At 69.9% G+C, this 20,601-nt stretch carries 19 protein-coding genes and 1 pseudogene; 11 read left to right on the forward strand and 9 right to left on the reverse strand.

Annotated elements, in window-relative coordinates:
* From P2P98_RS00820 to P2P98_RS00835, 4 genes are all read left to right on the forward strand, one after another.
* A partial coding sequence (locus P2P98_RS00820; protein ID WP_275796276.1) for a DUF559 domain-containing protein occupies positions 1 to 759 on the forward strand: 759 nt, incomplete at its 5' end.
* A gap of 363 nt (positions 760 to 1,122) precedes the next feature.
* Positions 1,123 to 2,265 carry a phosphoribosylformylglycinamidine cyclo-ligase gene (purM, locus tag P2P98_RS00825; protein ID WP_275796278.1) on the forward strand — a complete coding sequence of 381 codons (1,143 nt, stop codon included), beginning with the start codon at positions 1,123 to 1,125 and terminating at the stop codon, positions 2,263 to 2,265.
* Between the two features lie 6 nt (positions 2,266 to 2,271).
* A complete protein-coding gene (gene purF, locus P2P98_RS00830) occupies positions 2,272 to 3,747 on the forward strand; it encodes an amidophosphoribosyltransferase (RefSeq protein WP_275796280.1) in 1,476 nt (491 codons plus the stop codon).
* On the forward strand, positions 3,744 to 4,961 hold the full coding sequence (locus P2P98_RS00835; RefSeq protein ID WP_275796282.1) for an MFS transporter: 1,218 nt from the start codon (positions 3,744 to 3,746) through the stop codon (positions 4,959 to 4,961). Before purF ends, P2P98_RS00835 begins: the two co-directional genes overlap by 4 nt.
* A 36-nt stretch (positions 4,962 to 4,997) precedes the next feature.
* Here P2P98_RS00835 and P2P98_RS00840 read toward each other — a convergent pair whose 3' ends face one another.
* Positions 4,998 to 5,180, reverse strand: a complete 183-nt coding sequence (locus P2P98_RS00840; RefSeq protein WP_013584267.1) for a DUF3073 domain-containing protein — start codon at positions 5,178 to 5,180, stop codon at positions 4,998 to 5,000.
* A 163-nt stretch (positions 5,181 to 5,343) separates the two neighbouring features.
* Here P2P98_RS00840 and P2P98_RS00845 point away from each other — a divergent pair, with 163 nt between their 5' ends.
* The gene (locus tag P2P98_RS00845) at positions 5,344 to 5,859 is read left to right on the forward strand and encodes a universal stress protein (RefSeq protein WP_275796287.1); all 516 of its coding nucleotides are present in this window, start codon (positions 5,344 to 5,346) and stop codon (positions 5,857 to 5,859) included.
* A gap of 4 nt (positions 5,860 to 5,863) precedes the next feature.
* On the opposite strand, the gene P2P98_RS00850 is transcribed toward P2P98_RS00845, so the two are convergent.
* From P2P98_RS00850 to P2P98_RS00860, 3 genes are all read right to left on the reverse strand, one after another.
* Positions 5,864 to 6,469: a PadR family transcriptional regulator gene (locus tag P2P98_RS00850; RefSeq protein WP_275796290.1), complete on the reverse strand. Its 606-nt coding sequence runs from the start codon at positions 6,467 to 6,469 to the stop codon at positions 5,864 to 5,866.
* Positions 6,469 to 7,314, reverse strand: coding sequence for a DUF4097 family beta strand repeat-containing protein (locus P2P98_RS00855; protein WP_275796292.1), 846 nt, complete (start codon positions 7,312 to 7,314; stop codon positions 6,469 to 6,471). The genes P2P98_RS00850 and P2P98_RS00855 overlap by 1 nt, the downstream gene beginning before the upstream one ends.
* Before the next feature lie 479 nt (positions 7,315 to 7,793).
* Positions 7,794 to 7,958 (reverse strand): hypothetical protein, encoded by a 165-nt coding sequence (locus tag P2P98_RS00860; RefSeq protein WP_013584263.1) that lies wholly within the window; start codon positions 7,956 to 7,958, stop codon positions 7,794 to 7,796.
* Positions 7,959 to 8,189: 231 nt separating this feature from the next.
* On the opposite strand from P2P98_RS00860, the gene P2P98_RS00865 reads away from it, so the two are divergent.
* Together P2P98_RS00865 and P2P98_RS00870 are read left to right on the forward strand one after the other, a co-directional pair.
* A complete protein-coding gene (locus P2P98_RS00865; RefSeq protein ID WP_058597506.1) occupies positions 8,190 to 8,459 on the forward strand; it encodes a Rho termination factor N-terminal domain-containing protein in 270 nt (89 codons plus the stop codon).
* Between the two features lie 4 nt (positions 8,460 to 8,463).
* Positions 8,464 to 9,429 (forward strand): DNA topoisomerase IB, encoded by a 966-nt coding sequence (locus tag P2P98_RS00870; RefSeq protein ID WP_275796295.1) that lies wholly within the window; start codon positions 8,464 to 8,466, stop codon positions 9,427 to 9,429.
* Here P2P98_RS00870 and P2P98_RS00875 read toward each other — a convergent pair.
* Complete coding sequence (locus P2P98_RS00875; protein WP_275796297.1) at positions 9,404 to 10,405, reverse strand: cation diffusion facilitator family transporter; 1,002 nt, start codon at positions 10,403 to 10,405, stop codon at positions 9,404 to 9,406. The two genes, P2P98_RS00870 and P2P98_RS00875, sit on opposite strands and share 26 nt — an antisense overlap.
* Entirely contained in the window at positions 10,402 to 10,896 is a 495-nt protein-coding gene (locus P2P98_RS00880) for a transporter substrate-binding domain-containing protein (protein WP_275796299.1), read from the reverse strand. Before P2P98_RS00880 ends, P2P98_RS00875 begins: the two co-directional genes overlap by 4 nt.
* A gap of 265 nt (positions 10,897 to 11,161) precedes the next feature.
* Between P2P98_RS00880 and P2P98_RS00885 the strand changes: the two genes are divergently transcribed.
* The 3 genes from P2P98_RS00885 (at position 11,162) to P2P98_RS00895 (ending at position 15,236) form a co-directional block, all read left to right on the forward strand.
* Positions 11,162 to 11,527, forward strand: a complete 366-nt coding sequence (locus P2P98_RS00885; protein WP_275796327.1) for a CrcB family protein — start codon at positions 11,162 to 11,164, stop codon at positions 11,525 to 11,527.
* A 91-nt stretch (positions 11,528 to 11,618) separates the two neighbouring features.
* A complete protein-coding gene (gene crcB, locus P2P98_RS00890; RefSeq protein ID WP_275796301.1) occupies positions 11,619 to 11,984 on the forward strand; it encodes a fluoride efflux transporter CrcB in 366 nt (121 codons plus the stop codon).
* A gap of 81 nt (positions 11,985 to 12,065) precedes the next feature.
* Positions 12,066 to 15,236, forward strand: a complete 3,171-nt coding sequence (locus P2P98_RS00895) for an efflux RND transporter permease subunit (protein ID WP_275796303.1) — start codon at positions 12,066 to 12,068, stop codon at positions 15,234 to 15,236.
* A 286-nt stretch (positions 15,237 to 15,522) separates the two neighbouring features.
* On the opposite strand, the pseudogene P2P98_RS00900 reads toward P2P98_RS00895, so the two are convergent.
* The 3 genes and pseudogenes from P2P98_RS00900 to P2P98_RS00910 all read right to left on the reverse strand — a co-directional run.
* Positions 15,523 to 16,170: pseudogene (locus tag P2P98_RS00900) on the reverse strand (DUF998 domain-containing protein); the annotation flags it as partial.
* Positions 16,171 to 16,405: 235 nt separating this feature from the next.
* Positions 16,406 to 17,311 carry an aldose 1-epimerase family protein gene (locus tag P2P98_RS00905; RefSeq protein ID WP_275796305.1) on the reverse strand — a complete coding sequence of 302 codons (906 nt, stop codon included), beginning with the start codon at positions 17,309 to 17,311 and terminating at the stop codon, positions 16,406 to 16,408.
* A complete protein-coding gene (locus tag P2P98_RS00910) occupies positions 17,308 to 17,931 on the reverse strand; it encodes an antibiotic biosynthesis monooxygenase (protein ID WP_275796307.1) in 624 nt (207 codons plus the stop codon). The genes P2P98_RS00905 and P2P98_RS00910 overlap by 4 nt, the downstream gene beginning before the upstream one ends.
* Positions 17,932 to 18,387: 456 nt before the next feature.
* On the opposite strand from P2P98_RS00910, the gene P2P98_RS00915 reads away from it, so the two are divergent.
* Positions 18,388 to 20,583 carry a DEAD/DEAH box helicase gene (locus tag P2P98_RS00915; protein ID WP_275796308.1) on the forward strand — a complete coding sequence of 732 codons (2,196 nt, stop codon included), beginning with the start codon at positions 18,388 to 18,390 and terminating at the stop codon, positions 20,581 to 20,583.
* Positions 20,584 to 20,601: the final 18 nt, after the last annotated feature.

A 20,601-nucleotide genomic window follows, 5' to 3' on the forward strand; every position in this document is an offset into this window, starting at 1 on the left:
ACGTCCGTCGACACGATCGCGGCGGCCGTCCGCAGCGGTGCTGTGCTGCGGGTGCGTCGGCGATGGATCGCTCTTCCCGATGCCGATGCTCACCTCCTTTCCGCCGCGCGTGGCGGCGTGACACTCGCGTGCGCCACCGCTGCAGCCCGGCACGGGTTGTGGGTGTTCGATCAGAACCACGTCCACGTCGCGGCACCCGCCCACTCCGGGCGGATCTCCGTATCGGCCGGAACTCGCGTTCATCGCTCGCGCCCTCTCATCCAGCGGCATCCGGAGGATCTGGTCGACGGTGTGGTCAATGTGCTCGGTGTGGTGAGCGGGTGCCTCCCACCGGAACAGGCGCTCGCGATCTGGGATTCGGCGCTCAACAAGGGGCTCGTCACGCTCGACGAGATGCGTCGTTATCCCCTCAGGGGCCGCGCGCTCGAGCTCGCGGAACAGGCGACGCCGCTCGCGGACTCCGGCCTGGAGACCTTCCTCCTCGTTCGCCTGAGATGGCTTCGCCAGAGGCTGTGCCCGCAAGCGTGGATCCTCGGCCGTCGTGTGGACCTGCTCATCGGTGAGCGGCTCGTCGTGCAGGTCGACGGTGGGCACCATGTCGGCGCGCAGCGCGAAGCCGACGTTCGACACGACGCCCTTCTCGCGCTGAACGGCTACCACGTCATCCGCGTCGGGTACCGCCAGATGGTCGACGACTGGCCCTCGGTCCAACTGATGATCGTCCAGGCGATCGCGCAGGGGCTGCACCGCGCTCGTTGAGGCGGAGGTGCCCTGGCCTGGTGGCTTGCTCGGCCCTGTCCCTGGGAGGGAGGGGATTCTGGGAGGGGAGGATGCCTGGCCGTCGGGGGTCCTCCCGTGGCTGATTCTCCTCCTGGGGTGGGTGCTCGGCCCGTCCCGGAGTGGCCATCCCCCTGGCCTGGTGGCTTGCCCGGTTATCTCCCCAACGGCAACCAGTGTCTGGGAGGGGAGGGGATTCTGGGAGGGGAGGATGCTGGGGCGCTGGGTGTCCTCCCGTCGCTGCATCTCCTCCCGTCGCACGCAACCGCTCCGGCGTCCGGCCCCGCAACCGGCCCGCGCCCCACCCGGACGCCCGCACACAGCAGCCCCGGGTAGTCTGTTCCGGTGGCCTCCGCTCCCCACGAGAACCCCTATTCCGCTGCCGGCGTCGACACTGCCGCCGGAGACCTCGCCGTCGAACTCATGAAGTCGGCCGTGCGCCGCACGCACGGGCCCGAAGTGCTCGGTGGCGTGGGCGGCTTCGCCGGCCTCTTCGACGCCTCGGCGCTCCGCGACTACGCCAAGCCGCTGCTCGCGACCAGCACCGACGGTGTCGGTACGAAGGTCGCGATCGCGCAGGCGATCGACAAGCACGACACGATCGGCGAAGACCTCGTCGGCATGGTCGTCGACGACATCGTCGTGGTGGGCGCGCGTCCGCTCTTCATGACCGACTACATCGCGTGCGGCAAGGTCGTGCCGCAGCGCATCGCCGACATCGTCGCGGGCATCGCGCGCGGCTGCGCGGCCACGGGCACCGCGCTCGTCGGCGGCGAGACCGCCGAGCACCCCGGCCTGCTCGGCATCGACGACTACGACGTCGCGGGAGCGGCGACCGGCGTCGTCGAGGCCGACCGCGTCCTGGGCGCCGACCGCGTCCGCCCGGGCGACGTCGTCCTCGCCCTCGCCTCGAGCGGTCTGCACTCCAACGGCTACTCGCTCGTGCGCCACATCATCACGGGCGCGGGCATCGCCTACGGCTCGGCTTCTGTCGACCTCGGCGGCACCTGGGGCGAGGCGCTCCTCGAGCCCACGCGCCTGTACACCTCACCGCTGCTGCGTCTTCTCGACGACGCGGCCGTCGGTTCCGGCATCCACTCGCTCAGCCACGTCACGGGCGGCGGCATCGCGGCGAACCTCGCGCGCGTGCTGCCCCAGAACACGTGGGTCGACCTCGATCGTTCGACGTGGAGCCCCTCGCCGGTGTTCCGCGTGCTCGCCGACATCGGCGGTCTCGAGCTGACCGCGACCGAGGGCACGTGGAACCTCGGCATCGGCTTCCTCGCCGTCGTCTCGCCGGAGGTCGCGGATGCCGCGATCGCGGCGCTCACGGCCGATGGCATCGCCACGTGGCAGGTCGGCGTCGTCCGCGACGACCAGCGCCCCGAGGGCGACTACGAACAGGGCGCGAAGGGCGTCGACGGAGGCGCCGTGCGCCTGGTTGGCTCGTACGCGGATGCCGGTCACCCGGCGAACGGAGCGAAGTAACACCCCATGTGCGGCATCGTCGGCATGGCCGGGCAGGGCCCGGTCAACCAGGAGATCTACGACGCGCTCCTCCTTCTCCAGCACCGGGGACAGGACTCGACGGGCATGGCCACGGCCGAGTCCAGCGGCGTCTTCCACATCCACAAGGCCCGCGGCCAGGTGCGTGAGGCGTTCCGCACCCGCGACATGCGCGCCCTCCTCGGCGACATCGGTCTCGGCCACGTGCGCTACGCCACGAAGGGCACGGCCTCCAGCGAAGAAGAGGCGCAGCCCTTCTACGTCAACGCCCCCTACGGCATCGTCCTGGTGCACAACGGCAACCTCACCAACACCCGCGAGCTCACGAGCGAGCTGTTCCACAAGGACCGCCGGCACCTGAACACCAGCTCCGACACCGAGCTGCTGGTGAACATCCTCGGCTCCGAGCTGCAGTCCGAGATCACCGGCCCCGACCTCGATCCCGCGCAGGTCTTCCGCGCCGTCGGTCGTGTGCACGAGCGCGTCGAGGGCTCCTACGCCTCGATCGCCCTCATCGCCGGCTACGGTCTGCTCGCGTTCCGCGACCCGTTCGGCATCCGCCCGCTCATCCTCGGCAAGCGCCCCGCGCCCGAGGTGCCCGGCGGAGAGCCCCGCGACGAGTGGATCGTGGCATCCGAGTCGCTCGTGCTCGAGAACGCGGGCTTCGAGGTCGTCCGCGACGTCGAGCCCGGAGAGGCTGTGTTCATCAGCCTCGACGGCACGCTCCACGCTCAGCAGTGCGCGAAGAGCACGATGCTCGCGCCGTGCTCGTTCGAGTACGTCTACCTCGCGCGTCCGGACTCGGTCATGAACGGCGTCTCGGTGTACGAGACGCGCTTGCGCATGGGCGAGCGCCTGGCCGACACCGTCGCGAAGTACACCCCCGCCGGGTCCATCGACGTGGTCATGCCGATCCCCGACTCGGCGCGACCGGCGGCGATGCAGGTCGCCCGCAAGCTCGGCATCGAGTACCGCGAGGGCTTCTACAAGAACCGCTACGTCGGCCGAACGTTCATCATGCCCGGGCAGGCCGTGCGCAAGAAGAGCGTGCGCCAGAAGCTCAACGCCATGTCGACCGAGTTCCAGGGCAAGAACGTGCTGCTGGTCGACGACTCGATCGTGCGCGGCACGACGAGCCGCGAGATCATCCAGATGGCTCGGGATGCCGGGGCCAAGAGCGTCACGTTCGCCTCGGCGGCTCCTCCCGTGCGTTTCCCGCACGTGTACGGCATCAACATGCCCTCCCGCCACGAACTCGTCGCGCACGGACGGACGATCCCGGAGATCGCCGAGGAGCTGGGCTGCGACTACCTCGTCTACCAGGAGGTCGATGACCTGAAGGCGGCGATCATGGAGGGCACCGACCTGGTCGACCTCGACATGAGCTGCTTCGACGGTCGCTACGTCACCGGCACCGTGTCGGAGGAGTACCTGGCCTGGGTCGAGGGCAGCCAGGAGTCTTGACTCCGCGCCGCGCGGGGACCGTCGCGCTCGCCGCGGCAGCGATCGTCCTGCTCGCGTTGACGTTGCGCATCGCCGTCGCCTCGCTGTCGCCGCTCCTGATCGTCATCGAGCGCGATTTCCCCCTCCCGGCCGCCGTCGTCGGCCTCATCGGCATGGCGCCCCCCGTCGCCTTCGCGATCTCAGGCTTCGTGACTCCCGCGATCGAGCGTCGCGTGGGCCTCGAACGCCTGGTGCTTCTGGCGGCGGTCGTCGCGGCGGTCATGCTGGGGATGCGCGCGATCGCCGTCGATGCGATCACCTTGCTCGCCGCGACCGCCGGGATCTTCGCGGCGGTCGGCGTCGCCAATGTGCTGCTGCCCGCCGTGGTGAAGAAGTACTTCCCCACTCGCATCGGCCTGATGACGACGATCTACACGACCACCATGGCGGTCGCCACCTTTATGCCGCCGCTGGTCGCCGTGCCGCTCGCCGAGAGCGTCGGATGGCGCGGCTCGTTCACGCTCTGGGCGGGTGTCGCCGTGGCCGCGGTGGTGCCGTGGGTCGCGATGAGCCTGCGCGCCCGGGCGGCGCGCGCCGACATCATCGAGCAGCCGAAGACCTCCGTGCTGTCGCGTGTGATCCGCGTGCCGCAGACGTGGGCGCTGGCGGCGACGTTCGGGGTGAACTCGTCCGTCGCCTACGGACTCTTCGCGTGGTTGCCGCCGCTGGTGATGGGCGTCGCCGGGGTGGACGCCGCCGAGGCCGGCCGGTTGCTCGCCCTGTTTTCGTTCATGGGCTTGCCGGTCTCGCTCGTCGTTCCGCTCTTGGTCGTGCGGGCGCGCAGTGTCGCCCCGTTCTACGTCGTCGCCGTGGTCGGCGGTCTCGCCGGGGTGGCGGGGCTGCTCTTCGCCCCCGCGGCCGCGACGACGCTGTGGGTGGTGCTGATCGGCATCCCGCCCCTGATGTTCCCCATGGCGCTCGTGCTCTTCGGCCTGCGCACGCGGTCGCACGACACCGCGGTCGCGCTGAGCGGGTTCGTCCAGAGCGTCGGCTACGGCATCGCCGCGCTCATGCCGCTCGCCATCGGCGTCACCCACGAGGTGACCGGCGGATGGACGGCCGGTCTGATCGTGCTCGGCGTTGTCATCGCGTGCGTGATCCCCGCGGGGATCGTCGTCTCACGCGGAGAGACGATCGAGGAAGCCTGGGAGCGCCGTCACGGCACCGCCTGGTGACAGCCGCGAACGCGGCTCGGGTAGGGTGCTGAGGCCCTACGCCTTCTCGTCTTCGTACTCGTCGGAGTACTCGTCCGCCCACTTGTCGACGTACGCGTCTTCACCCGGTTCGGGTGCGCCCAGTTCGCGCTCGAGCGCTGCGTAGTTCACCGAGTAGGTGTCGTACTTCAGCTCACGGGCGATCTTGGTGTGCTTCGCCTTCTGACGGCCACGCCCCATGCGAGACCCCCTCACGATCGACATCGCAGGCCGTGCTCAGGGCCATGCGTATTGCGGTTCCGGACCGAGCCGGTAAGAGTAACACCCAGGATATCACGGTGCCCCTCGACCCCGACCGTCGGCGGTCCGCGCGGGGGTTCACCGGCGACGAGGGGAGAACGGAATGAGCGACCACGAGCCGTCGGCGGTGGCATCCGGAGCCGTCATCGCGGGAGTCGTGCCGGGGCAATCGCCCCGCGTCGTGCACGAAGCCGCGCGGTACGCCGCACTGGCGGGCGTCGACCTGATCGTGGCGCACGTCGACACCACGCGGTTCGTCGCCTTCGAGGATCCGGACGGGTACGTCAACTCGGCGACCCTCGACGTCGCGGGCGAGGTGGCGCGGGCTGCGCTGGCCGAGGTCGAGAAGGATGCGGCGGTCGCCCTCGCGGGAAATCCCGTGACGTGGTCGGTGCGGCAGCTGATCGGCGATCCCGCGCTGTCGCTGATCCAGCTCGCCGACGAGGTGGGTGCGTCGTTGCTCGTCGTCGGTACCCGCAAGCGCGGACTGGGCGAGTCGCTCCGCGAGTTCCTGACGGGGTCGGTCGCCGCCCGGCTCTCGCACCGGCAGCACCGTCCGGTGCTGGTCGTTCCGCTCGGAGAGCCGGTCGGCGCTCACGAAGAGCTGCCCTGGGAGTGACGCGTCAGCTGCGCATCGCGCGGGCGACCGCCTCGGACGCGTGACGCAGCGCCGCCTCGATCTCGTCGATTCCGGATGCCGAGAGCTCGCCGCCGCGGGCCACGTGCGACCGCAACTCCGAACGGACGCGTCCACGGAACTCGGTGATCGCGGCATCTGCGCGGTGCAGCTGCTCGCGCGTGCGGGAGCGAGCGTCGTCGGCGGGCGTCGTCTCGGCGTGCTCGCGCTCCTCGCGCGATGCGGCGGCGAGATCGGCGCGGAGGCTCCGCATGGCATCCCGAACGCTCCCGCGCACTTCGTCGGCGATGAGGCGCACGCTGTCGGCCAGGTCGGCCTGGATGCCCTCGAGGTCGCCCGTGCGGGCCGCGACCTCGGCGCGTCCGGCATCCGTGATCTCGTAAACGGTCTTTCGTCCGTCGACGGTCTTCGTGACGAGGCCCTCGTCCTCGAGCTTTGCGAGGCGCGGGTAGATGGTTCCGGCCGAGGGGGAGTAGGTGCCTCCCGTGCGGTCGGACAGGGCCTGCATAAGGTCGTATCCGTGGCGCGGGGCCTCGTCGAGAAGGCTCAGAATGTACAGGCGCAGGCCGCCGTGCGAGAAGACCGGGCTCATCACCATTCCTCCTCTCCGGCGAGTTCCTCGGGGCGGAGCCCTGAGATGCCGCGGCGCAGCACCGTGATCTCTCCCGACACGGTGTTGGCGCGCACGTCGACGAAGGATCCGGCGAGGGTGGCGGTCGAACCCGTGTAGTTGGTGGGGCCTGAGCCGGAGCGGACGTGTCCGTCGATCTGCACGCGCCCGCTCACCGAGCGGGAGACGTAATTGGCGGGCAGGCCGCGGTCGAGGCGGATGGTGGCCGCGCCGTTGACGGAGTTGAGCGCGATCGACTGCACGGGGCCGGTGGAGTCGACGAGCATCGCGCCCGAGACCGTGTCGATCGACGCCTTCGTCACGGCGCCGGTGACGGTGACGTCGCCGGAGACACTGTTGGCGCTCAGTGCACCCTCGAGCTCACGCACCTGCACGTCGCCCGAGACCGCGTTCGCGCTCACGTCGCCGACCAGGCCGTCGACGATGATGTCGCCGGACACCGTGTTGAGGCGGGCGTCGGTACGCAGACCCGAGACGAGGGCGCTCGCGCTCACGACGCCGAGGGTGAGGGCGACCGAGCGCGGCACGGCCACGCTCACCTCGGCCTTGGGGCCGCCGGCGCCGAAGTTGCGGAACACCTCGAGGAAGTTGTCCCAGCGCAGCTGCGGGTGGTCGATCTCGAGGCGGCCGTCGGTCATCTCGATGCGGAGGTCCTTGACCGTGACGCCGTGCACCTCGATCCGAGCGCTCGGGTCGTCGTGCGCGATCACGTCGATCTGGCCGCCGACGAGGCCGATCTTCAGTTCGCGAACGTCTTCCAGGTCGATGACGCGTGTCTCGCCGGGGTGGACGATCCATTTCTCCATGGCGGGCTCCTCTCTCGCGATATATCGCGTTCGGGAACAGTATCGAGATATATCGCGTTTTCGTCAACCCTCGTGGCAGGGTTCCGGTGGCTTCGACAGGCTCAGCCACCTAGGATTCGGTGGCTTCGAGAGGGGCGGCCGTGGGGTTCCGGTGGCTTCGACAGGCTCAGCCACCTAGGGTTCGGTGGCTTCGAGAGGGGCGGCCGTCGGGTCCCGGTGGCTTCGACAGGCTCAGCCACCTCGGGTGTGGCGGCTTCGACAGGGGCGGCCGTCGGGTTTCGGTGGCTTCGACAGGCTCAGCCACCTGGGGTGCGGCGGCCCCTGCGCGCGCCAGCAGAGGTCCCTGAGCTTGTCGAAGGGACCGGGTTCCCACGCCAAAGACGGATGCCACGCGCTCGATGAGCACGTGGCATCCGGGGCGGGAGGACCCGCCGGAGGGGAGGTGACGCGCACCCGAAACGCGTCGACCTCTCAGGGGGTCAAACGGGCTTGCGTCCGCTGATCAGGCGGAACAACAGCACGATGAGGGCGATGAGGCCGACGATGATCGCGACCCACAGGAGGAAGCTGGCGGCCTGGCTCATCCCGCTCACGATGGCGATGACGATCGCAGCCACGATGATGATGATGAGGAAGATGTTCATGGGGGGCTCCTTGCTGTTCACCGCGTCATGACGCGGCACCCTGGCGAGTGGTTCTTCAACCGTGTCACTCGGGCGCTGGATCGGGAGGGGGTTGACGCGCCTGGGAAAACGCTGTTAGCCGGGCTCGCGCGGAGAAGGGTGGGCTCGGGCGATCGCGGGGACGGTGTCAACCCCGATCAGTCGTGGGGAGCGGTCGTCGTAGCGTCGGTGGTCCGACGGAAGGAGACGATCATGCCCCAGGGGCGAGGATCCAACAGTCTGAAAGACCCGGAGCTCTACGAGGAACTGCGCAAGCAGGGCGACTCGAAGGAGAAGGCGGCGCGCATCTCGAACGCGGCCGCGGCCCAGGGGCGCGGCAAGGTCGGTGAGAAGGGCGGCCACGCCGAGAACTACGAGGACCGGACGGTCGACGAGCTGAAGAAGCGCGCGAAGGAGCTCGGGATCACCGGCTACTCGGGCAAGAAGAAGGCGGAGCTGATCGACATGCTCCGCAACCACTGACCCGATGGCGCGTCTCGTCCGTGTCCGACCCTACGAGGACCCCGGCTTCCGCCGCGTGCGCTCGGGGTCGGGGTATCGCTTCGTGGACCATACGGGTGCCCCGGTGCCTGAGCGCGAAGCCGAACGCGCGCGGAGCCTCGTCATCCCGCCGGCCTGGCGGGAGGTGTGGATCGCGACACAGCCCAACGCGCACATCCAGGCCGTGGGAACCGACGAGGCCGGGAGGCGCCAGTACACCTATCACGCCGACTGGTCGAAGCGGCAGGACAAGGGCAAGTTCGCCCGTGCGCTGCAGCTCGCCGAGGCCCTCCCGCGCGCCCGTGCGCGGGTGACCCAGTCCCTACGTCGGAGCGACATAGACCGGGAGCGGGTCCTGGCCGTGTCGTTCCGCTTCCTCGACCTCGTCGCTCCGCGCGTGGGGAACGCGCGGTACTTCGTCACGAACGGCAGCCGCGGCCTGACAACTCTCCAACGCAGGGATGCCACGGTCGAGGGCGACCTCATCCGGCTCTCGTTCCCCGCCAAGAGCGGCAAGCGCGCCGACCTTCGTGTCCGCGATGCGGAGTTGGCATCCCTCATCGAAGAACTCGCACTCGGCCGCTCGCGCGCTGCGCTTCTCAGCTACAAACGGGGGCGGCGGCGTGTGCCACTCACCCCCGGGGACGTGAACGCGTACGTCCGCTCCCTCACCGGTGGCCCGTTCAGCGCGAAGGACTTCCGGACGCTGCGCGGCACGATCCTCGCGGCCGAGGCGCTCGCGAAGGTCGGGGCCACGGGTGGCAAGAACGAACGCAAGAAGGCCGAGGTCGCGGCGGTTCGTGCGACCGCCGAGGCGCTCGGCAACACGCCCGCGGTGGCGCGGTCGAGCTACATCGACCCGCGCGTCTTCTCGCTGTACCGCAAGGGGCGCACGATGGAACTCGGCGGGTCTAAGGATGCCGCGATCAGGCGGTTGATCCTCGGGGAGTGACCGCGTCGACGGTGATCGCGTCGACGATGTCGGGGAGCGCCGGGACGGGCACCACCACGACGTCCTGGATCTTCCAGTCGAGGGCGACGCATCCCTGTCGGGCACCGTCGACGTCTGCGAGCGCGACCTTCTTGCGACGGGGGACGACGAACGCCTCGACGTGGAACACGTGCCCCTCGTCTCGCACGCGGCTTCCCGCCTCCCGTACCCACGGGAGCCCCGCGAGGTACTGGTCCACCCGGTCCACGAGAGGGTGCGGGTGGGCGTCGTCGAAGGTCGTCGCGCGCGCGTCCATCAGGTCGACGACGGCGGCGCGCAGGTTGCTGATGCCGTCGTGGACGATGCTCCCGGCGATGAAGATCGCCGCCGCGGCATCCATCCACCACAGGCCCACGCCGATCCCGAGGACACCCACGATGGTGCCGACGGAGGTCATCCAGTCGGCCTTGTTCATGTCGGCGTCGGCGTAGAGCACCTTGTCGTGCAGCTCGCGAGCGAGCCCGAGCTTCATCCGGCCGACGATGACCGGCGGGATGCCCGTGACCGCCATCACCGCGACCATCAACCAGCCGAGCCAGATCGTGACACCGAAGAGGTTCACGGTGCCGATCGTGGGGTGCTCCGCGGTGAGCAGGCCGATGCCGGAGTCGACGATGAGGAAGAGGCCCATCGCGGTCAGGGCGACAGCGGCGACGAGGTGGCCGATCGCGACCGAGCGATGGAAGCCGTAGGGGTGACGGACGGTGGGTCGGCGCCGCGCCAGACGCACGGCGATGAGGAACGCGATCGGGGGGATGAACGAGAGCAGGTCCTCGATCCAGGCCGCCTTCATCGCCTGCGAGTTGCCGAGGACGAGAAAGACGAGGGTGGCGGTCACCGCGAGGAACGCGAGCGTGACCCACTCGAGACGGATCGCGCGGCGCAAAACCTGGGCCTGTCGCTCGGGGAGTTCGGTGTGGCCGAAGCGCGCGATCATCGGCCGACCCCCTCGGTGGCGGCCTCGTCGGTCAAGAAGGTCTCGAGCCGCGAGACGAAAGCGTTCTCGCCGAGCGGGACGAGCATGACGAGATTCGCGGTCGACCCGTCGTCGAGGGTGACCTCGCCGTAGGGACGCGTCATCCCGGCCCGCTCCGTCCACGGGGTCTCGTCGGTCACGCCGCCGGCGACGACGTCGAGATCGCCGTTCTCGAGGCCGCGGACGAGCGCCTCCTCGGAGCCGACGGTCCAGTCGACCTCGGCATCCATCGAGGCGGCGAAGTCGGTGAGGGCGTCGACCTCGCTCCCGCTCGGACGGTCGCCGTCGATGCGTACGAAGTCGCCGTTGGGGGAGACGCCGGCGTGCAGGACTCCCCCCTCGACGCGGTCGAGGGTGCCCTGCGGGTCGGCCGGGATCCGGATGCCGCAACCCGCGAGCAAGAGGACGCTCAGGGCCGCGGCGACGACGGCCGCGGGTCTCGATCTGGGCATGACTCCGCCTTCCGTGTGGGGACGCCGGAGGATTCTGCTCCGTCCGGGGCCGGCGCGTCGCGGGGGTTGCGCGCGCCCCGTCTCCCGCCCTCGCGCCCTGCCCCCGTGCCGCGCTCCCTCGCCGCGCTCCCGGGCGTTGAGTGTCCAAGACACGCCGCAACGCGATGACCGGTTACGGCGTGTTCTGGACACTCGACGGGGGGGTTCGTGCGGGCGCGCGCTCCGGCGCCGGTGCGGGAGAGCGGCGTAGGGTGGCGCGGTGAGCATGTGGCGCGATGTCGTCCTCGTCGCGGTCGGCGGCGCGATCGGCACCGCCGCGCGCGCCGGGCTCACCCTCGCCCTGGGGGACGACCTCGGGCCCGCTCTCGTTCCCCTCGTCAACGTCGTCGGGGCGTTCGCGATCGGCGTCGTGTTCGGTTTCCGAGCCCGGATGCCGGAGTCGTCGCGCGCGCAGCGAGCGCAACTGTTCCTCGGCACCGGGGTCCTCGGCGGCTTCACGACGTACAGCGCGCTCGCCGTCGAGTCCGCCGACCTCACGCAGCTGTGGTGGGGCGCGGCGACGGTGGTCGTGGGGACGGCGGCGGCATGGGGCGGCGTGGTCCTCGGACGCGGGCGTCTTCGGTCGCGCTGAGCGGGACGCATGGCACGCTCGTCCACGGTGGCGCGAACGGCGTCGCCGGGTCGAGGCGCTCGAGGCCTGATCGCCGCGTAGATTGACGGGCGTGACCCCGCTCGTCTTCGCCGCCGTCGCCCTCGCGGGCGGAATCGGTGCGGCGGCGCGGTATCTGCTCGATGTCGCCATCCGCCGACGGACGGGCGAGAGCTTCCCGTGGGGCATCCTCGTGGTCAACCTCTCGGGGGCGCTGGTGCTCGGCATCCTGAGTCGCCTTCCCGCGGACGAGGCGTGGAGGTGGATCGTGGGGACGGGGCTGCTCGGCGGCTACACGACCTTCAGCGCTGTCGCGGTGGCGACCGCGCTGTTCGCCGAGGAGGGGCGGACGCGGACGGCGACGGTCTACGCCCTCGCCTCGTTCGTGGGGTCGGTTCTCGCCGCCCTCGCCGGGTTGGCCATCGGTTCGCTGGTCTGACGCGGCCTCGCCCTCGGGGGTGCGTGGGATACTGAGCGTCGATACAACTCTGTATCGAATCGCGATCCCGAGAGGTCCTTCGTGTCGTATCTGGCCGTCCTGAGCCTGAAGAACCGCGCCCTGATCGCCCTCGTCACGATCGTCGCCGCGATTTTCGGCGGCCTCGCGCTGACGAGCCTGAAGCAGGAGCTCATCCCTTCGATCCAGTTCCCGCAGCTCGCCGTCGTCACGACCTATCCCGGCGCCTCGCCCGAGGTGGTCGAGGCCGACGTGTCGACACCGATCGAGAACGCGATCCGCGGCGTGGACGGGCTCGAGTCCACGACGGCCACCAGCACGACGAACTCGTCGATCGTCTCGGCGTCCTTCACCTACGGCACCGATCTCGCCTCGGCGCAGCAGAAGATCCTGGCCGCGATCGCGCGCATCAAGGACCAGCTCCCCGAGTCGGCCGACACCACCGTCGCGTCGGCGAGCATCGACGACTTCCCGGTCATCCAGCTCGCCGTCACCGGCTTCAGCGACGCCGAGGCCGTCCAGTCCACACTGCAGACGAGCATCATCCCCGACCTCGAAGACGTGGAGGGTGTCAACGGCGCGCAGATCGTCGGCGGAACGGGTCAGCGGGTCACCATCACGCCCGACGCGGGCAAGCTCGCGGAACGCGGGTACACGCAGCAGTCGATCACCGACGCCCTCGACGCGAACGGCGTGCTCTTCCCGGGCGGATCGATCACCGAGGGCGATCAGACCTTGACCGTCCAGACGGGCGCGAAGCTGACCAGTGTCGACGAGATCTCAGCGCTTCCCCTCGTCCCCTCCGATGCCGCGCAGTTCCGCGCCGGCGCCACGACGATCGCCGACGTCGCCGGTGTCGCTCTCGGGGCCGACCCCACCACGACCCTGTCGCGCGTCGACGGCAAGCCCGCCCTGACGATCGCCGTCACGAAGCTCCCGGCCGCCAACACCGTCGACGTGTCGCGCGGAGTGCTCGCCGCCCTCCCGGGGTTGGAGTCCACGCTCGGCGACGGCGCCACCTTCACGGTCGTCTTCGATCAGGCCCCCTTCGTGGAGCAGTCGATCGAGGCGCTCGCCCAGGAGGGTCTGCTCGGGCTCGTCTTCGCCGTCGTCGTCATCCTGATCTTCCTCATGTCGGTGCGCTCGACCCTCGTCACGGCGATCTCGATCCCGACGAGCGTGCTGATCACCTTCGTCGGGCTCCAGGCGTTCGGCTACTCGCTGAACATCCTGACCCTGGGTGCCCTCACCATCGCGATCGGTCGCGTCGTCGACGACTCGATCGTGGTGATCGAGAACATCAAGAGGCACTACGTCGGTGACGCCGAGAAGATCCCGACCATCGTCCGCGCCGTGCGCGAAGTGGCGGCCGCGATCACGGCATCCACGATCACCTCGGTCGCGGTGTTCCTCCCGATCGCGTTCGTCGGCGACGTGACCGGCGAGCTGTTCCGGCCCTTCTCCCTCACCGTCACGATCGCGATGGCCGCTTCGCTGCTGGTGTCGCTGACGATCGTGCCGGTGCTGGCGTCGTGGTTCCTCAAACCGGGCAAGGTCATCCGGGATGCCGAGGGCAACCCGATCGACCCCGAGGCCGCCGACGCGCCGCCCTCGCGCCTGCAGAAGGGGTACGTGCCCATCCTCCGGTGGACGCTGAAGCACTCCTGGGTCACGCTCACCGTGGCCGTGCTGGTGCTCGGCGGCACCCTCGCCGCTGTGCCCCTGCTCAAGACCGATTTCCTCGGGGACTCGGGACAGAACACCTTCACCGTGACCCAGAAGATCGGGTCCGCTCCGAGCCTGGATGCCGAAGACGCCGCCGCGCAGAAGGTCGAGGCCGTGCTCCTCGACACCCCCGGTGTCGAGACCGTGCAGACCTCGATCGGCTCGAGCGGATCCGCCCTCCGGGACGCGTTCTCGGGCGGCGGATCGGGCATCACCTACTCGATCACCTCGCAGGCGGGCGTCGACCAGGTCGACCTCCGCGAGCGGGTGCGCACCGAGCTCGAGGGGATCACGGATGCCGGCGAGATCGAGGTCGCCGCCTCGGGCGGCGGCCTGGGGTCCACCGACATCACCGTCGACGTGACCGCCGCCGACGGCCAGTCCCTCCAGGAGGCGAACGACGCCGTCGTCGCGGGCCTGCAGGGCAAGGACGGCATCGGGCAGGTCACCAGCAGCCTCTCCGCGTCGCTACCGTTCGTCTCGGTGCGTGTCGACCGCGCGGCTGCGGCCGAACGCGGGCTGTCGGAGCGCACGGTCGGCGCGCTCGTGTCCAACACGATGCAGCCGCGCCAAGCCGGCACCGTCGAGATCAACGGCCGCGGCGTGACGGTGTACGTCGCCGCGGAGAATCCGCCCGCGACGGTCGACGCGCTGCGCGCCCTCGAGATCCCGAGCGCCGGCGGGACCGTACGCCTCGATGAGATCGCGACGGTCGAGCAGAGCCAGACGCCCCCGTCGATCACGACCGCGCGGGGCCTGCGCACCGCGACGGTGACCGTCACCCCCACGACCGATGACCTGGGCAGCTCTTCGTCGAGCGTGAACGCGGCGCTCGCCGACGTGCAGCTCCCGGAGGGGGCGACGGCGAAGGTCGGTGGCGCGGTCACCGATCAGCAGGATGCCTTCGGGCAGCTGGGTCTCGCGCTGCTGGCCGCGATCCTCATCGTCTACGTCGTCATGGTGGCGACGTTCAAGTCACTGCGTCAGCCGCTCGAGCTCTTGGTGTCCGTGCCGTTCGCCGCGACCGGAGCGATCCTCCTGCTGCTGGTGACCGGGGTGCCGCTGGGCGTGGCCGGCATGATCGGCGCCCTGATGCTCGTCGGCATCGTCGTGACCAACGCGATCGTGCTCATCGACCTCGTGAACCAGTACCGCGCGCGGGGTCTCAGCGTTCACGATGCCACCATCGTCGGCGGCTCACGGCGTCTGCGCCCGATTCTGATGACCGCGCTCGCCGCGATCTTCGCCCTCGTGCCGATGGCGCTGGGCATCACCGGGCACGGCGGGTTCATCTCGCAGCCGTTGGCCGTCGTGGTGATCGGCGGGCTGGTGTCGTCGACGTTCTTGACGCTGCTGGTGCTGCCCACGCTGTACAACCTCGTCGAGGGGGCGCGGGAGCGACGCCTCGCCCGGCGTGCGGCGCGCGCGACGCATGAGGACGACGCGCCGGAGGTCGTTGCAGAGGATGGACACCCGCTGAGCCGACGCGAGCTGCGCGACCGGCACTGACGGCGCTGACCGTGCGAGCCGCGGGTCGCACCGCGGTGGCTGAGTGTGTCGAAGCCGCCGCGAGGGTGTCACGCCCCTTCGACGGGCTCGCGAACCGGTGCCCCGTGCACGCAGTGCGACCGACGCGAAGGGTCGCGAGCCGCGTCGCCGGGCGATGCGGCGACGACAGGCGTCGTGCCGCTCGGCGGGGCATCGTCGCGGGGAAGGTCGGCTCGGCGTCGGTGGCGGCCGAGGTCGCCCCCTCCGGCCGGACCCCGGCCTGAGCGAGAGCGTGCGTGAAGACGCCGGACCACCCGAACATCGCCGCGAACGCGATCACCTCGAACAGCGCGAGGTTGATGGTCGCGGTGACGAACAGCCAGGCGCCGGCGAACAGGAACACGAACACGAGGGCGGTCGAGATCGCGAGGCGTCGGTGCAGACGGTGCAGCAGCACGGGCGTGGTGATGAGCAGGGCGGCGAAGCCGAGGACCATCATGCCGGCGACCTTGTCGTGCAGATCCTTGTTCGTGTTCAGGGGAACGCAGCCCACGAGCGCGAGGTTGACACCGATCACCGAGAGGCAGATCAGCGCCACCGTCGCGGCTCCGCGGCGACCCGCGCGTGAACCCAGCCGGCGAAGGTCGCGGCGGACCCGGAAGGCGTAGACGACGACGAGAGCCCCGCCGACCTTGAGCGTGGTGTTGAAGAAGGTGCCCGACACATCGTGGAAGGTCCCGAGCTGGCTGAAGTGCAGCTGCCACCACAGCGGATCGGTCGTGGTGACGATCGAGGCCAGGATGCCGCCCACGAGCACGACCAGGACCACCGCCGCCAGGTGCATCGTCGAGAGGGTGCTCGCGCGCCGCGCCAGAGAGCGCGACGCCGTGAGCACCTCACGGGGGGTGATGCGCAAGGAGGGGGAGGAAACGGTTGATCGGACCGCGAGGCTCATTTTCGGGCACTTTCCCTGAGGCGTGGACCGAGAGCCCCCCAGCACCGCGAGACCCTCGGCCCCCGTCGGCTAATCGGGTAAAGCCGAGAATCGAATGCCTTCGGTCCCCGGCGTCGACGGAGACCGTCAGCAGAATGCTAACTTTTCTGTCGCCTCCAGAGGAAATGTCTTGCGAAGAAATACCCCAGGTCGTAAGGGAAAAATATGTCCCCCAAAAGGGGGACATATTGATTTGTTATGCGCTAAAACGAATACCCCACTCCCGCGTGAGAATGGCATTCGGTGCCAATGCGTGCACGTCAATTCCGGAGGCGAAGGCGTTCGCGGGTGCGGTCATCGGCTCGATCGCCACGGCGAGCGGCTGCCCGGGATAGCGATCGGTCGTGAACACCTGCGCCCACCCGAATCCGGCGTCCTGCCACAACTGCAGGACGCGACCGTCGGGGGCGGTGAGTGTGTGCACGGCCCGACCGTCGGCATCCCTCTCCAGACCCCGGTACCCGTTGTCGAGTGAGGCGTCCCCGAGGCGCCGACCATCACGCAGGTCGGTGTCGGCGTCGACGGGCACCTCGTCGATCGGGATGTTGCGCTCGTCCAGCACGAGCGTGGTCGTCCCGGTCGACCGGATGACCAGGTCGGCGGTCTCGACCCCGCTGATCTGCAGGTACGGATGCACGCCGAGGGCGACAGGGGCGGTCTTGGCGCCGACGTTCTCGATGCGGTGAGCGACGTGCAGTCCGTCGTCCAGCAGCGTGTACGTCACGCGCGTTCGCAGGTGGAACGGGTAGCCCGTCTGCGGCACCACGTCGGCACCGAGGACGAGTCGCTCGTCGGTGTGCTCGATCGGCTGGTACGTGCCGAATCGCAGCAGTCCGTGGCTGGCGTTGCCGAACTTCGGCTCGCTGATCGCGAGCTGCAGCTCTTCGCCCTCGAAGGAGTACTTGCCGTCACGGATGCGGTTCGGCCACGGAACGAGGACGACACCGGATGCCGCGGGCGTCGGCTGATCGTCAGGATAGGGCGGCACGAGGTCGACGCCGCCGACGGTCAGGGCCCGGAGGGCGGCGCCCACCTGGGTGATCTCGGCGGAGGAGTGCGCTCCGCGGAGGCGGAAGCGGTGTCCGGTCGGGTCAGCGGTCATGACGAAGCCTTTCGCGTACGGGGTGGACGCTGCAGCCACGGCCGCAGCAGTCGGGTGACCCACGGGAGCACCGCGTAGGTCATGACGGGGGTGAGCATGAGGGTCGTGGCCAGCACGCGCACGACGAGGGGGATCTCGGCGAACCCCGGGATGAAGCCCAGCAGCCACGATGCGAGCAGGTTGGTGGGGAAGAAGCCCACCCAGATCGTCACGGCTTGCTTCCAGCGCGGGGGAGCCGCCGGCACCGGCTGTTGCACGGGGGAGGTGGTGGCATCCGTCGGGTGAAGGACCGATCCGAAGGAAGCGTCGAACCAGCCCTCGATGCCGGTGCGGCGCTCGACGCGCTCCTCGCGAGCGAACGGCCGCCCCGAGTCGAGCCACCACTGGCGCTGTGTCGAGGTCTCCCACCCCTCGAGCGTCGTGATGTCGCGGAAGCGGTACAGCATGTACCAGAGGTCGCTGTCTTCGCCCGCGCGCACCCACCCCGAGCCGAGGAAGCCCGGGAAAGCGGTCGCGAGGTCGGTGCCGGCCTGCATCCAGGAGGTCGCTTCGGCGGTGCGCGTCGGGTCGATGCGCCGCTCGATCGCCACCGTGATGGGGTGGGCGTCGGTGTCTGCCATGCGTCCATCTTCGTGTACGACGGGGAGCCCCTGGGGTGAGCGCGCGGCGCCGTAGCGGGTTCGGCCAGGCGTGTCCCGGATTGTGCGAGATGGGGGCGCTGATCTCGCACATAGTGGGACATGGGTCGGGTGGCGCGGGGTGGCGCAGGGTGGTGCGGGCGGCGCGGGCGCGGGTTCGCGCAGGCGTGTCCCACAATGTGCGAGATGCTGGCGTCGAACTCGCACAAAGTGGGACATGGATGCCATTCCCAGGCGCGACCTGTAACGTAGGCGGGTCGGCTCTGGACACCGCGTGTGATGCGCGGATGGGTTTGTGAGTCCAAGGGGCCGATGGACAGGACGCGATCGCGGCCTCGACCATCATCAGTGAATGGCCCCCGGCCGACGACGTTCCGGGTTTCGCACCGCCACGAGCGGTGCAGCTGTTTCGCGCGAACAGAACCCAGGAAGTCCCCCATGCCCAAGAGCAAGAAGCCCGCCGGCGGCCGCGCCGCCAAGAACTTCGAGCCGCGCTACGGCGCGAAGACCTCGTTCCAGGACCGCAAGCGCCGCCCCGGCACCGACGCGCCCGCCAAGCCCGGCAGCAAGAGCCCGAACCACCGCGGTTACCGCCCCGAGGCCGAGGCCGCTCCCGACAAGCGCCGCTGGAGTGCGTCCGACCGCGCCGGTCGCGACGAGGCCCGCAGCATCCGTCACTCCGCTCGTGACGACCGCTTCGGTCGTTCGGATCGGGATGCCACGGCCGGCCGCCGCGACGAGCGTCCGGCGCGTTCGTTCGACGACCGCCCGCGTCGTGACTTCGGGGATCGCCCGGCTCGCTCGTTCGACCGTCCCGCGCGTTCGTTCGACCGTGACGAGCGTCCTCGTCGTGATGCCGGCGAGCGTCCCGCCCGGTCGTTCGACCGCAGCGATCGCCCGGCCCGGTCCTTCGACCGGAACGACCGCCCGGCCCGGTCCTTCGACCGCAGCGACCGCCCGGCCCGGTCCTTCGACCGTGACGAGCGTCCTCGTCGTGACGCCGGGGAGCGTCCGGCCCGTTCGTTCGACCGTAACGACCGTCCCGCACGCTCCTTCGACCGCGACGAGCGTCCGCGTCGCTCGTTCGACGACCGCCCGGCGCGCTCGTTCGACCGGAACGACCGTCCCGCGCGTTCGTTCGATCGTGACGAGCGTCCCCGTCGCGATGCCGGTGAGCGTTCGGCCCGTTCCTTCGACCGCAGCGATCGACCCGCCCGTTCGTTCGATCGTGACGAGCGTCCCCGTCGTTCCTTCGACGACCGCCCCTCGCGCTCGTTCGACCGCAGTGACCGCCCGCAGCGTTCGTTCGACGACCGTCCCCGACGCACGGACGGCCCGAGCCGCAGCGATTGGAGCGCCACCCCGAAGCGCTCCGCCGAGCACGAGCAGCGCGTCGACGTCGTCCACGAGCGTCTGCAGGCCGAGGCCGTCGACGCCGCGACCGTGACCGACGCCGGCTTCGCCGACCTCGGACTCGGCGACAACATCGTCCGCGCGCTCGCCGGTCTCGGTGCGGCGAGCCCCTTCCCGATCCAGGCCGCCACGGTGAAGCCGATCCTGGAGGGCCGTGACGTCCTCGCCCGCGGCCGCACCGGCTCGGGCAAGACCATCGCCTTCGGAGCCCCGCTCGTCGAGAGCATCCTGCGCGCGCAGGCGGGCAAGCGCCGCGAGTTCGGCCGTGCGCCGAAGGCGCTCATCCTCGCTCCGACCCGTGAGCTCGCGCTGCAGATCGACCGCACGGTCCAGGTCATCGCGCGCAGCGTGGGCCTGTTCACCACGCAGATCTACGGCGGCGTGCCGCAGGCTCGTCAGGTGGGCGCCCTGAAGAAGGGTGTCGACATCGTCATCGGCACGCCGGGCCGCATCGAGGACCTGCTCAACCAGGGCAAGCTCGACCTGTCCGACGTGCAGATCGCCGTCCTCGACGAGGCCGACCACATGTGCGAGCTCGGCTTCCTCGAGCCCGTGCAGCGCATTCTCCGCGCGACCGCCGACGGCAGCCAGAAGCTCCTCTTCTCGGCCACGCTCGACCGCGAGGTCGCAGCCCTCGTCGACGAGTTCCTCGTCGAGCCCGCTGTGTACGAGGTCGCCGGCGAGGACCAGGACTCGGGCACGATCGACCACCGCGTCCTCGTGATCGACCACCGCGACAAGGCCGAGATCCTCGGGTCGCTCGTCGACCGCGACGGCAAGACACTCGTCTTCGCCCGCACCCGCGCGTACGCCGAGATGCTCGCGGAGCAGTTCGACGAGGCCGGGATCGCCGCGGTCGCCCTGCACGGCGACCTGAACCAGCAGAAGCGCACGCGCAACCTCGAGAAGCTCACCTCGGGTCGCGTGAACGTGCTCGTCGCCACCGACGTCGCCGCCCGCGGCATCCACGTCGACGACATCGATCTGGTCATCCAGGCCGACGCGCCCGACGAGTACAAGACGTACCTGCACCGCTCAGGCCGTACCGGCCGCGCCGGTCGCAGCGGCACCGTCGTGACCCTCATCACGCGTCAGCGTCAGCGACGGATGACCGAGCTGCTCGACCGCGCCGAGATCGACGCCCCCTTCGAGCCGGCGCAACTCGGTGACGACCTGATCGAAGAGATCTCGGGTCGCCAGCTGGCCGACGTCACGTCCTGATCCGGCCGTTCCCGAGAC

The sequence above is a fragment of the Microbacterium sp. Kw_RZR3 genome (assembly GCF_029222405.1).
GTDB lineage: Bacteria > Actinomycetota > Actinomycetes > Actinomycetales > Microbacteriaceae > Microbacterium.